Origin of the sequence: uncultured Microbulbifer sp., assembly GCF_947504145.1 — a bacterium.
Lineage (GTDB): Bacteria > Pseudomonadota > Gammaproteobacteria > Pseudomonadales > Cellvibrionaceae > Microbulbifer.
In genome coordinates this window covers 765,573-777,580 of the sequence record NZ_CANNGQ010000002.1, presented here as the reverse complement: position 1 = coordinate 777,580, position 12,008 = coordinate 765,573, and the positions used below count along the sequence as shown (strand labels likewise).

The following is a 12,008-nucleotide window of genomic DNA, read 5'->3' as shown; positions in this document are numbered from 1 at the left end:
CCACGCAGGGCTTTCAATCGGTCAGGGTGCGGCGGCGTGCGGTTGCAGTGCAATTTCCGCCACTTCCACCCCCTGCTTCTGCAACAGGGCAAACAGATCCAGCATGCGCTGTACCGGCACATTGCGATCCGACGCCAGAGCGACCGGGCGCTCCGGGTTCGCCACCAGCGAGGCCATCAACGCCTGTTCAAATTCCCCCTGACTAGCGTAGCCACGATCATCGATCCCCCACAGGTCCGGCCCGTGGTTGGACAGAGAAATGGTCATGGGGTCGGACGGCATAGTCGCCGCCGCATGTTCGCTGGCGGGAAGGTCCATGGGCAGCGACGCCAACCGCATATTTGCGGTCAACAGCAGGAACACCAGAACGATAAAGATGATATCCAGCAGCGGGGTCAGGTCCGGCGCCAGATTGGCGAGGGAAAACTCCCGCTGATTGGGGGGATTGATATTGATCACTGCGCCGGCACCGCAATATTGACCGGCTCGCGCACACACGCATCCGGGGTTTTGCAGCAAGGGTCCAGCCCCTCCAGCCACAGGTTGCCGCGATTGAACAGGTGCTCCAGATCCGCCACCACCCGATCACTCCAGATCGCCAACAGGTGCGCGCCGGCAATGGCCGGCAGTGCGACGATCAGGCCCGCGGCGGTGGTGCTGAGCGCCATACCCAATCCATCCGCCAGCAGCGCCGGGGTCACCGGTTCGTTGCTGCCGGACAGGCCGGCAAACATACCGATCAGGCCGAGCACCGTGCCCAGCAAACCCATCAGCGGGCTGATGATGCCGACCACCATCAACAGGCGCAGACCGCTGTGCAACTGGCGACGCTGATCCTGCAGCCATACCGCGGCGATTTCTTCCCGCTGAGGCTTGTCTACCTTGCGATGCTGCAGCAACAGTGCGGTGGCGCGGCTGGCCAGGGCGCGCTCCTGCTCGCAGGTTTTGCCCAGTTGATCCAGTTCCGCTTCGGCGGTGCACTGCAGGCGTTTGAAAGAACCGCTGATACCGCGGTGGGCGGTGGTCAGCAGAAACCAGAGACGCTCACCCAGTAGCGCCAGCGCAACCGCCGACACCACCAACAGCGGCCAGCCCATTGGGCCGAGCTGGGCGAAAAATTCAGACCAGGATTGATGTTCGAACATAGCGCTCTCGTTTTTTATTACGACTTTGGCCAACAAAACTTACAGAGAAAATTGAATGGGCAATCGCACTCGGGACAATCGCGCCTGACCGTTTTCCCGGTAGGGCAGAAACTGCCACCCCGCCACCGCCTTCAAGGCCGCTTCATCCAGGCTGTCGACCCCGGAAGACTGCAACAGGCGGCGAACCACTTGCGCACCGGTGCGATCCAGCTGCACCTCGACTACCACAGTGCCCTGCTGGCGGCGCTGCCGCGCCAGTTCCGGGTAGGCCGGTGCGCCGGGTGGGCTGGCGAAGGCCGGGCGCTCCACCAATACGGATTCTTCACTGACACTCTGCTGTTTTGTCGGCGCTGGCGCGCTGGATACCTGGCTTAGCTCAGAATCGGCAACAGCCTCGTCAACCGGCGAGGGCTTGGGCGGTACAGCCACCTCTGGCTTTTCCGTTTCTGGTTTATTTTCTACCGGCTTTTTTTCAATCGGCTTCTTTTCAACCATTCTGTTAGGTGGCTGCTTCTGAAGCGGCTTGGGCAGCACCTTTTCCACCGGCTTCGACGGCTCTGGCGTTTCCGAAAGTGGCTGCTCGGCGATCCTCTCCGGCGGCGCCACTTCCTTCTCAGACAGCGTCGCGGAGGCGAGCTTCACCTGCCCCAGTTTCAGCGCCACCACACCCGAGGGCGCCTGTACTTCCCGTACCGGCGCTGCCCAGAGCAACCATCCGTGCAGCGCAAAGGACAGGAACACCATTGTGGCCATGCGCCATTTCACGGTGATACCTCACTGTTCGTCTCCACGCCGTTTTCTAGCTCCTGCTACCTGGCCGATGCTGATACGGATGTCCCAGCCGAACATCCAACGCAGGGAAGACTAGCAACTTGCAGATTTAATATCAAACGATAATAGTTTGCATTTACAATATGATTTACTGGACCTATGATTCGGCGCAACCGTACCGACCGGCCTCGAAATAACGGTCGGCAATACGGACATTCAATTGGGAACCTATCTTGGGAACACGAAAAGGGGGCACCGTTATGGGCCAGTTCAAGACTCTGAAACTTCATCCTCTCGCCGCTGCGGTACTGGCGCTGTGTGCAAACAGCGCCATGGCACAGGCGACCGAAACCGAGACTGGCGACCAGCCAGTGATCCAGTTCGGTGAAGTAATCGTCGCCGCAGACCGCAACCCGGCCGCCAAGGAAAAAGACGCAAGCATCGCCGTGGTCGAGCGCGTACAGCTGGAAGAGCAACAGCCGGAGTCCATCGCCCAGGCACTGAAATACGAACCCAATATCGAAGTCACCGGCGGCCCCCGCTACTCCAACCAGGCTCCAAATATTCGCGGCCTCCAGGGCGTGCGTGTACTGCAAACCATCGACGGCGCCCGCCAGAACTTCAACTCCGGCCACCGCGGCACCTACCAGCTGGACCCGGAACTGCTGAAACAGGTGGAAGTAAAAAAAGGCCCCGCCTCCAGTCTGTGGGGCTCCGGCGCCATCGGCGGCGTGGTGGCCATGTCCACCAAGAGCGCTGCGGACCTGCTGAAAAGCGGCAATACGCTCAACAACAACCTCGGCGGCTACCTGAAACAGGAACTGGGCAGCAACGGTGACTCCACCGAAACCACCGCCGCCATCTACGGCCTGGCCGGCGATTTCGATTACCTGGTGAACGGCTCCTTCTCCGAGCACGACAACGTGGAAATCGGTGGTGGCGAGGAACTGGAAAACAGCGCCAGCGAAAATACCGCCCTGCTCGCCCGCGGCGGTTTCAAAATCAGCGACAACCAGCGCATCGACCTGTCCTTCCGCCACAACAATCGCGAAGAAGCCGTTCCGTCCAACCCGAATGCCAATGTGGGCACCAGCTCACCGCTGGTTGAGCGCGACATCACCGATCAGAATGTCACCGCCGGCTATCTGATCCAGGCAGGAAAAAGCGCGCACACCGACGGCGCCGCCAGCCACACAACAAAAGTCACCCTTTACCGCAACGACACACAGTTCGAAGAATTCCGCCCCACCCAGGGTGAGGCCGGTCAGAACGACAACACCGAAGTCACCACCACCGGCCTCGCCCTAACCAATGCAACAGAAGGCCTCAGTGCCCAGTGGGTCTACGGTCTCGACTGGTATCAGGACGACGTCACCACCGTGCGCGACGGCGACAACCGCCCGCAAAACCTGAACGCCGACACCGACGTGCTGGGCATTTACACCCAGGCCGCGTTCACCTTCGGCGATGTATTCACCGTGACCCCGGGGGTACGCTACGACCGCTTCGAAGCCGAAAGCCAGCAGCTGAGCGAATCCACCCGCGAAGACACCGCCGTCTCCCCCTCCATCGCCGCCGCCGTCAAAGCCACCGAATGGCTGAATCTCAGCGCCAGCTACGCCAAAGCCTTCCGCGCACCAGGCGTGGAAGAGATGTACACCGAAGGCACCCACTTCTGCTACTTCGGCCCCTTCTGCAACACCTTCATTCCCAACCCGGACCTGGAAGCAGAAGAAGCACAAAACACCGAGCTGCGCGCGGACTTTGCCTTCAGCGGCCTCGCCAATAGCAGCGACCAGCTCACCGCCAGCGCGGCTATATTCCGCAATAAAGTGGATAACTTTATCGAGCAGGTAGTCACCAACCCGCACCCAATGTTCGGCTTCCCCATGAACACCACCTACCTGAACGTGGACGAGGCGGAACTGAAAGGCTTTGAACTGAGCGCCAACTACCGGATCAACGATCTCGAAATCGGCACCAGCTACGGCCAGACCGAAGGCCGTGACCTGACCGACGACAGCTACCTGACCAGCATCCCCGCGGACAAGTTCGTACTGGATCTCGGCCACTACTTCCTGCAACGTGACCTCAAAGCGGGCCTGCGCACCTCCGTAGTCTCCGCCCAGGATCAGCTGCCGGTAGAAGAAACCCGCGACTACACCAGCTACACCCTGGCCGACGCCTACATGACCTGGGAGCCAGCCGCTGGCAGCCTGAACGGTATCAAGCTGGGCCTGGCCCTGGATAACCTGACCGACGAAGAATACCGGGTCGCCTTCCAGGAACTGTATATGCCGGGCCGCAACATTAAACTGTCTGCCAGCTACCGTTTCTGATCACAAACCAGAATCGAAACCCACTACAAACGAGCGGCCTCCGGGGTACTTACTTGGCAAACGATTGCCGCTAGGTTGTTTGACAGGTAAGTACCCCGGAGGCCGCGACTCGCGGAGCTAAGACCTTTGGAGAGCGCGGTCCACCGAGCCGGTCTTTCTAGCTCCGTAGCCCGCCGAGCCAGTGGTGGCCATTGCGCAAACAACCTAGCGGCAATCGTTTTCGCAATGGCCAACACTGACTCGGCTAATTTTGTAGTGGTGGATTGATACAGAGAACGTTTGGTATTGCTAATGCAAGAAAAGATGAAAGAGAAAGTACAGGAACTACTTGCCAGTGAATCAGGTTTCACCCTGGAACAGATGGCGAAACAGCTCGACACCAGTGTGCGCGAGATTATTGCCAACCTGCCGGGCGACATGGCCTCACTCGCCGGAAGCGACGCCGTATGGCAACTGATCGAAGAACTGCCCAGCTGGGGCAAAGTGACCGCCATCGTCCAGAACGAAGGCTCCGTGTTTGAATTTAAAGGCGAGTTTCCCAAAGGCAGCATTGCCCACGGTTACTACAACTTCATGCACCACAAAAATCCCTTCCACGGCCACTTGCTGGTCGAAGGGCTCGTAGAAATCGCCTTCGTCAGCAAACCCCACCGCGGTGCCGAAAGCCACTCCATGGTCTTTCTCGCCCCCAGCGGCAACTGCGTATTCAAAGTATTTCTGGGCCGGGATGCAGAACGCAAACTGATCCCGGAACAGGTCGCGCGGTTCAAACAATTAAAGCAGCAACTGGCAGGCGCCGGCGCTGCACATTCCTGAGGGAGACAAGGACATGACCGAACAAAACCAGCATCAAACCCCGAAAACCAATGACGGCGCCGACCTGGTTGCCGAGGTACGCGATTTTATCGCCACCCGTAAACTGCTGAACCTGGCCAGCCTGGCCGAAGACGGCCAGCCCCACGCCAGCACCGCACCCTTCCTGGCCGCAGATGGCAACTTTTACCTGTTTATCAGCGACCTTTCCGAGCACTGCGCCAACCTGAAAGCGAACAGCAAAGCCTCCGTGATTTTCAATGCGGACGAGGCGGACACCAAACAGGCCTTCGCCCGTCTGCGCGTAACCTTCAATGTGCAAGCCGGCGTAATCGGCCGCGCGCTGCCGCTGTGGCAGGAGCGCATCGAGCAATTGCGGGAAAAGTTCGGTCCGGTAATGGACCACCTGAAAGACCTGGAAGATTTCCACCTGTTCGAACTGAAGCCCAGTGCTGGCCGCTACGTGAAAGGATTTGGCCAGGCCTACGCTCTGGAAGGTATGGAAAAACAGGTGGCACTACACCTGAAGGATGGGCACAAAGAAAAGAACAGCAACGCTGCCTGATCCGACCCAGCGCAGGATGTATTTCTGCGCTGGCTCTTCGCTCTCTATTTGCTACCGGTTCGCTACCTGCAAGACATCACAACTGACGCCCGCCAGTGCCGCAAGGCCGGGCTTATCCAGCAGGGTGACAGCGCGACCATTCACTTTCATCACACCCTGCTTCTGGAAGCGCGATATCAACCGGCTTACCGTCTCCGCGGTGAGCCCCAGGTAGTTGGCAATATCCGTGCGCGGCATGGTGAGATTAAAGGCGGTCGCGGAGTAACCGCGGCGCGCGTAGCGCTCGGAGATGTTCACCAGTAGCGCGGCCATGCGCGCCTCTGCGGAGCGCTTGCCCAGCAGCATCACCATCTCTTTCTCCTGCCGCAACTCGTCAGAAAACAGATTGAATATCTGCTTCTGTAGCCCCGGCACCTGTTGGGCCAGAGTTTCCAGCTGTGAAAAGGGCAATTCGCACACACTGCTGTCTTCCAGAGCCTCCGCGTAACTGGGGTGGAACTGATTGCTGTACGCATCCAGTCCCAGCAGCTCGCCCGGCAGGGCAAAGTGGGTCACCTGCGCATCGCCGTCGGCCGCGATGACCACCGATTTGAAACTGCCCGAACGGATCGCGTAGAGGCTGGTAAAGGTATCCCCGGCCCGAAACAACGTACTTCCCGCCTGTACCAGAGTTTTCTTGTGCGCGACCTGCTCCAGGCGATCGATATCGCTTTTCGACAGGCCCGCAGGCAGGCACAGCGCCCTGACCGAGCAATTCGCGCAGCTGACCGCCGCGCTCATTTTCTTCACACCCAAACCGAGTCCACTCCCAGCTGCGCAATTTTTGCGTGACCGCCGCGCAGTTCTGCAGGGCGGATATTATTCCATTGTATCTTCGCCGGCTGCTGGCGACACTTGTGCCCGCACTGGGGGTTCTCACCCGCAATTTTGGCGGTGCACTACAGCACCCGGGAATAGCGGGCACCGCGTTGCGACGGGTTCAGGTGGCGATCGAATGCCGCGGCGATATTGCGCAGGAACCAGCGGCCACGCTCAGTGACGACAAGGTCACAGGAGTCCATCCGCACCAGGCCATCCCTCTCCATCGGCGCCAGCCGCACCAGCGCTTCGGCAAAAGCCGCTTCAAACGGCTGCCCTGCGCGCCGCGCCGCCTCTTGCTTGTCCACCCGCAGCTGACACATCAGTTCCATGATCAACCACTGGCGCAGTCGATCCTCGTCGTCCAGTTGCCAACCCCGGGTAATCGCCTGCCCCCGCTCCGCCACCCCGTAACTGTATTCCTTGATGCTGTGCTGATTCTGCCAGTAACCATCCCGGCTGTAACTGATGGCCGAAGCGCCAAGCCCGACCAGGGCATCTGCCGGCATCAAGGTATAACCCTGGAAGTTACGTGCCAGGCGCCCCTCTCTCGCGGCGCGAGCGAGGCTGTCTTCAGGGCGTGCGAAGTGATCCATTCCCAGGAACTGGTAGCCCGCGTCGGTCAGCCGTTGCGTCGCCGCCAGTTGCATCGCGATTTTTTCTTGCGGCGCCGGCATCAAATCGGAATCGATCAGGCGCTGGGCTTTGAAGCGCTCCGGCAAATGGGCGTAGTGATACAGCGCTATGCGGTCTGGAGCCTGCTCCAGCACGATATCCACCGTGCGCTCCAGGCTCGCCACACTCTGCCCGGGAAGGCCGTAAATCAGGTCATAAGAGATGGAACCAAAACCTTGCGCACGCGCCCCGCGGGTAAGCGCCGCCACCTGTGCTGGCGTACAGATACGGTTGATCGCCTGCTGTACCTGCGGATTGAAATCCTGCACCCCGAGGCTCAGGCGGTTGAAACCGAGGCTGCGCAGGGTTTCCAGGGTGCCGGGTTCGAGAGTGCGCGGATCCGCCTCCACGCTGTATTCCACGGCATCCCCAGCGCGCAGATCAAAGATTTCCCCCAGGCCGTGGATCAACGTTGTGAGATCCCTGTCATTCAAAAAGGTCGGCGTACCACCGCCCAGGTGCAGCTGGATCACCGGCGCTCTGGCCACCCGGTCCCTATACCACTGGGCTTCCCGCAACAGGGTCTCCAGGTAATTCGCGGCAGAATCGTACTTTTTTGTAATGACCTTGTTGCAGGCACAGAAGTAGCAGAGGGATTTACAGAACGGGATGTGCACATATAGCGACAGGGTTTTCACACTCTGCAGCGCGCCCCAGGGGGCCGGGCCCGACGCCGCGCCATCGAGAGGGGCGAAGCGGTCTGCGGTGGGGTAGGAGGTATAGCGTGGGCAAGGTCCGGCGTAGCGCTGTAATAGCGCCAGGGAGAGAGATTCTGCGGTGTCCATCTGGCAAGCCTCCTGTCACAAGGAGGGGGAGGCTACGTAAACCGGCAGCGGCCGCACTTGATCTGGATCAAGTGCGGCGCAATTGACCGCGGATCAGTCACCTACCGGGCGGCGGAACAAATTTTGAATGGACGAAAAATCCAGTGCGCTGTTGATCGGGTCGCCGCCGTGGAGCTGGTAGAGGTTCTTCGCCAGTGCACCGAGGGGGGTAGAAGAGGCGCTGCCGGCGGCAGTGTCCATGGCAAGACCCAGGTCTTTCAGCATCAGTGCCACGGAAAAACCGCCCTGGTACTCCCGGGAGGCGGGTACATTTTCCATCACCCCCGGATAGGGATTGTACCTTTCAAGCGACCAGTTACCGCCAGAGCTGGCCCCAATGATTTCCGACAGCACAGCGGGATCCATGCCGTTATCCACCCCCAGTTGCAGGGCCTCGGCGGTGCCGATCATATGAATGGCGAGCAACATATTGTTGCAGATTTTCGCCACCTGCCCGCTGCCCGCGGGACCTGCGTGAAACACATTTGCGCCCATGGCCTCCAGTACCGGCCGCGCCCGCGCGATGGCATTCTGCTCACCGCCACACATGAACGAGAGTGTTCCTGCGGCTGCGGCGGCCGTGCCACCGGAGACTGGCGCATCCAGCGCGTCGATTCCGCGCTCACTGGCGGCGGCGATAACCTGGCGAGCATCGTTGGCGGCAATCGTCGAACAGTCGATCAACAGGGTTTTCGAATCCATCGCCTGCAACAGGCCGTGCACACCCAGATAAAGTGCGCGCACCGCTTCGCCACTGGGCAACATGGAAACCACCACATCTGCGCCTTCGATGGCGGCGTGGGCGCTATCGGCCTTCTGGCAACCGGCGGCGACGGCGTTTTCCAGCATGGGCACGGAAAGATCAAACGCGGTGACGGTAAAGCCTTGCTTGACCAGGTTTGCGGCCATGGGGCCGCCCATGTTGCCGAGGCCAATAAAGGCAATATTTTTAGTTTGATTCATTTGTTTAACTCCATGTATTTATTATTTTTCTGGCTTGTTTGTCCGGCCTGTCTGAGCGTGTATCCACCAATTCAGCAGAGGTCTGCCAGTGGATTCTCTCCGTCCCAGGGCTCCGCAAAACACGCTTCCACCTGCTCCCTCGTCACATCGTCCAGACGCGCAGGCTGCCACTGTGGGGAGCGGTCTTTATCAATCAACAACGCACGTACCCCTTCTTTGACCTGCCCATTGCTACACATATTCAGCGCCAGCGCCAGCTCCATCTGCAGTACCTGCGCGAGCGACATGTGTTTGCTGCGACGCAGTTGCTCCCACACGATCCACGCGGTGAGCGGGCAACCGGCCTTCAGGGTTTTCGCGGATCGCTGCAGCCACGGATCGTCGCCGGCGTAATCGACGATATCCCGATAGACTTCCGGCAGAGTTGGCGCGTCGGTAAGTTTCTGAATCGCGTCATAGTGCTCGCGCAGATTGGGCGCGGGGTACTCTGCCGCTTCCATTTCCAGTGACTGCACGGCACGGCTGACCAGCGCGTGATTCTGTTGACGAACTGGACCAAATGGCTGCTCTGCCAGTTTGTCGATCAGCGCCTGCTTCCGTTCACTGGCCAGCAGGCGATCCGCCATACCGCAGTACAGCGCGTCGGCACCATTAAACTGCGCGCCGCTAAGACCGAGAAACAATCCGGTGCGCCCGGGCATACGATTCAGAAACCAGCTGCCACCCACATCCGGGAACAACCCGATGGTGATTTCCGGCATGGCCATGCGCGTGGTCTCGGTAACGATGCGATGGCTGGCACCGCTCATGATGCCGATACCGCCGCCCATGACAATGCCGTTACCCCACACCACAATCGGTTTAGGAAAGGTGTGGATACGGTAGTCGAGGCGGTACTCCCGGGTAAAAAAGTCTTCCACAAACTGACCGGCGCCCGGCGCATCGTAACTGCCGGAGGCTTTGTGCAGCGCTACCACGTCGCCTCCCGCACACAGGGCCTTGTCACCGGCGCCTTCAACCCAGACACAGGCGACGCTGTCATCGGCTTCCCACGCGTCCAACTGGGCGGCCATCAAGTCAATCATCTCGAGGTTGAGGGCGTTGTGGGCTTTGGGCAGATTGAGCGTCAATTTGCCGATAGGGCCCTGACGCTCGACGATGAGAGGTGATTCCTGGGTCATACTGGTTCCCGCTTGTCTGGTTTGGGCAAAGTTAAACATAGATGGGCTTGCACTGGCATTACCTGGCGCTTCCCTCGCGGCGAGCAAAAAAACAACACAACACAGCAGGTTGAACTTTCCCACCAAACTGCTAACTTGCGCGCAAATTCTGACCGACTGGAATGATGCTCTAATGGCTGAATACGTATACACAATGAACCGCGTGGGCAAGGTTGTTCCGCCCAAGCGTGAGATCCTGAAAGATATTTCCCTGTCCTTCTTCCCTGGCGCCAAAATTGGCGTGCTCGGCCTGAATGGTGCCGGTAAGTCCACCCTGCTGCGCATCATGGCCGGAGTCGATCAGGACTATAACGGCGAAGCCCGCGCCATGCCCGGTATCAATGTGGGCTACCTGCCCCAGGAGCCACAACTGGATCCGTCCAAAACCGTGCGCGGCAACGTTGAAGACGGCATGCGCGAAGCCATTGATGCCCTCGCCGGCCTCGAACAAGTTTACGCCGACTACGCCGAACCCGACGCCGACTTCGATGCCCTGGCCAAAAAGCAGCAGCAGTTCGAAGACGTCATCCATGCCTGGGACGCCCACAACCTGGAGCACCGTTTAGAGGTAGCGGCCGACGCCCTGCGCCTGCCGCCCTGGGATGCGGACGTGAACAATCTGTCCGGTGGTGAGAAGCGCCGTGTGGCCCTGTGCCGCCTGCTGCTGTCCCGCCCTGACATGCTGCTGCTGGACGAGCCCACCAACCACTTGGATGCCGAATCCGTCTTCTGGCTCGAACGCTTCCTGCACGACTTCGACGGCACCGTGGTGGCCATTACCCACGATCGCTACTTCCTCGACAACGTGGCCGGCTGGATTCTGGAACTGGACCGCGGCCACGGCATTCCCTGGGAAGGCAACTACACCACCTGGCTGGAACAGAAAGAGAAGCGCCTGGAGCAGGAACAGAAAGGTGAGCAGGCACGCGCCAAAGCCATGCAGAAAGAGCTGGAGTGGGCCCGCCAGAACCCCAAAGGCCGCCAGTCTAAAAGCAAGGCCCGCCTGTCCCGCCTGGAAGAAATGCAGTCCCAGGAATTCCAGGCCCGCAACGAGACCAACGAAATCTACATTCCGCCGGGCGAACGCTTGGGTGACAATGTGATTGAACTGAACAATGTGAGCAAAGCCTTCGGCGACCGCGTACTCATCGACAACCTTTCGTTCCGCGTACCCAAGGGCGCCATCGTCGGTATCGTCGGCGGCAACGGCGCGGGTAAGTCCACCCTGTTCCGCATGATCAACGGCACCGAACAACCGGACTCCGGTGAGATCAACATCGGGGAAACCGTACAGATCGCCAGCGTCGACCAGAGCCGCGAAAATCTCGACGACAACAAGACCGTATGGGAAGCCGTGTCCGACGGACACGATATGCTCAAGATCAACAACTACGAAGTGGGCTCGCGCAACTATATCGGTCGCTTCAACTTCAAGGGCAGCGACCAGCAGAAACGCGTGGGCGAACTCTCCGGTGGTGAGCGCGGCCGCCTGCACCTGGCCTACACCCTGAAACAGGGCGCCAACGTACTGCTGCTGGACGAACCGTCCAACGACCTCGATATCGAAACCCTGCGCGCCCTGGAAGAGGCCCTGCTGAGCTTCCCCGGTTGCGCCATGGTGATCTCGCACGACCGCTGGTTCCTGGACCGTGTAGCAACCCACATCCTCGCCTACGAAGGCGACAGCAACGTGGTATTTTTTGAGGGCAACTACACCGAGTACCACGAGGACTTTGTGGCGCGCAACGGTGAGAACGCCACCCCGCACCGGATGCAGTACAAGAAGATCAAGACCTGATTGGCCTTCTGATAAAACAAAAAAGCCCGCGATTGCG

At 59.7% G+C, this 12,008-nt stretch carries 11 protein-coding genes; 4 read left to right on the top strand and 7 right to left on the bottom strand.

The annotated features are described in order from the left end of the window. Window positions 1-21: 21 nt before the first annotated feature. From Q1A74_RS09870 to Q1A74_RS09860, 3 genes are read right to left on the bottom strand one after another with little or no spacing between them, the layout of a single operon-like run. Window positions 22-459, bottom strand: a complete 438-nt coding sequence (locus Q1A74_RS09870; RefSeq protein ID WP_299595239.1) for a biopolymer transporter ExbD — start codon at window positions 457-459, stop codon at window positions 22-24. After that, window positions 456-1,145 (bottom strand): MotA/TolQ/ExbB proton channel family protein, encoded by a 690-nt coding sequence (locus Q1A74_RS09865; protein ID WP_299595237.1) that lies wholly within the window; start codon window positions 1,143-1,145, stop codon window positions 456-458. Before Q1A74_RS09865 ends, Q1A74_RS09870 begins: the two co-directional genes overlap by 4 nt. A 39-nt stretch (window positions 1,146-1,184) precedes the next feature. Then, a complete protein-coding gene (locus tag Q1A74_RS09860; RefSeq protein WP_299595235.1) occupies window positions 1,185-1,910 on the bottom strand; it encodes an energy transducer TonB in 726 nt (241 codons plus the stop codon). A gap of 266 nt (window positions 1,911-2,176) precedes the next feature. On the opposite strand from Q1A74_RS09860, the gene Q1A74_RS09855 reads away from it, so the two are divergent. From Q1A74_RS09855 to Q1A74_RS09845, 3 genes are all read left to right on the top strand, one after another. Then, the gene (locus Q1A74_RS09855) at window positions 2,177-4,255 is read left to right on the top strand and encodes a TonB-dependent hemoglobin/transferrin/lactoferrin family receptor (RefSeq protein ID WP_299595233.1); all 2,079 of its coding nucleotides are present in this window, start codon (window positions 2,177-2,179) and stop codon (window positions 4,253-4,255) included. A gap of 303 nt (window positions 4,256-4,558) precedes the next feature. Then, complete coding sequence (hutX, locus tag Q1A74_RS09850; RefSeq protein ID WP_299595231.1) at window positions 4,559-5,071, top strand: heme utilization cystosolic carrier protein HutX; 513 nt, start codon at window positions 4,559-4,561, stop codon at window positions 5,069-5,071. 13 nt (window positions 5,072-5,084) lie between these two features. Further along, window positions 5,085-5,633 carry a HugZ family protein gene (locus Q1A74_RS09845; protein ID WP_299595229.1) on the top strand — a complete coding sequence of 183 codons (549 nt, stop codon included), beginning with the start codon at window positions 5,085-5,087 and terminating at the stop codon, window positions 5,631-5,633. Between the two features lie 51 nt (window positions 5,634-5,684). Here the strand turns inward: Q1A74_RS09845 and fnr are convergent, their stop codons facing one another. From fnr to Q1A74_RS09825, 4 genes are all read right to left on the bottom strand, one after another. After that, the gene (gene fnr / locus Q1A74_RS09840; protein WP_299595226.1) at window positions 5,685-6,413 is read right to left on the bottom strand and encodes a fumarate/nitrate reduction transcriptional regulator Fnr; all 729 of its coding nucleotides are present in this window, start codon (window positions 6,411-6,413) and stop codon (window positions 5,685-5,687) included. Window positions 6,414-6,571: 158 nt separating this feature from the next. Continuing rightward, window positions 6,572-7,951, bottom strand: coding sequence for an oxygen-independent coproporphyrinogen III oxidase (gene hemN, locus Q1A74_RS09835; protein ID WP_299595224.1), 1,380 nt, complete (start codon window positions 7,949-7,951; stop codon window positions 6,572-6,574). Window positions 7,952-8,044: 93 nt separating this feature from the next. After that, window positions 8,045-8,953 (bottom strand): 3-hydroxyisobutyrate dehydrogenase, encoded by a 909-nt coding sequence (gene mmsB, locus Q1A74_RS09830; RefSeq protein WP_299595222.1) that lies wholly within the window; start codon window positions 8,951-8,953, stop codon window positions 8,045-8,047. Between the two features lie 71 nt (window positions 8,954-9,024). Further along, entirely contained in the window at window positions 9,025-10,134 is a 1,110-nt protein-coding gene (locus Q1A74_RS09825; RefSeq protein ID WP_299595220.1) for an enoyl-CoA hydratase/isomerase family protein, read from the bottom strand. A gap of 172 nt (window positions 10,135-10,306) precedes the next feature. On the opposite strand from Q1A74_RS09825, the gene ettA reads away from it, so the two are divergent. After that, window positions 10,307-11,971, top strand: a complete 1,665-nt coding sequence (gene ettA / locus Q1A74_RS09820; protein WP_299595218.1) for an energy-dependent translational throttle protein EttA — start codon at window positions 10,307-10,309, stop codon at window positions 11,969-11,971. Window positions 11,972-12,008 lie beyond the last annotated feature (37 nt).

What these genes read in the sequence shown, in the direction of transcription:
- Q1A74_RS09865 (WP_299595237.1), bottom strand. Translation starts at nt 1,145, where the DNA reads ATGTTCGAACATCAATCCTGGTCTGAATTTTTCGCCCAGCTCGGCCCA.
- Q1A74_RS09855 (WP_299595233.1), top strand. Translation starts at nt 2,177, where the DNA reads ATGGGCCAGTTCAAGACTCTGAAACTTCATCCTCTCGCCGCTGCGGTA.
- hutX (WP_299595231.1), top strand. Translation starts at nt 4,559, where the DNA reads ATGAAAGAGAAAGTACAGGAACTACTTGCCAGTGAATCAGGTTTCACC.
- Q1A74_RS09845 (WP_299595229.1), top strand. Translation starts at nt 5,085, where the DNA reads ATGACCGAACAAAACCAGCATCAAACCCCGAAAACCAATGACGGCGCC.
- fnr (WP_299595226.1), bottom strand. Translation starts at nt 6,413, where the DNA reads ATGAGCGCGGCGGTCAGCTGCGCGAATTGCTCGGTCAGGGCGCTGTGC.
- hemN (WP_299595224.1), bottom strand. Translation starts at nt 7,951, where the DNA reads ATGGACACCGCAGAATCTCTCTCCCTGGCGCTATTACAGCGCTACGCC.
- mmsB (WP_299595222.1), bottom strand. Translation starts at nt 8,953, where the DNA reads ATGAATCAAACTAAAAATATTGCCTTTATTGGCCTCGGCAACATGGGC.
- Q1A74_RS09825 (WP_299595220.1), bottom strand. Translation starts at nt 10,134, where the DNA reads ATGACCCAGGAATCACCTCTCATCGTCGAGCGTCAGGGCCCTATCGGC.
- ettA (WP_299595218.1), top strand. Translation starts at nt 10,307, where the DNA reads ATGGCTGAATACGTATACACAATGAACCGCGTGGGCAAGGTTGTTCCG.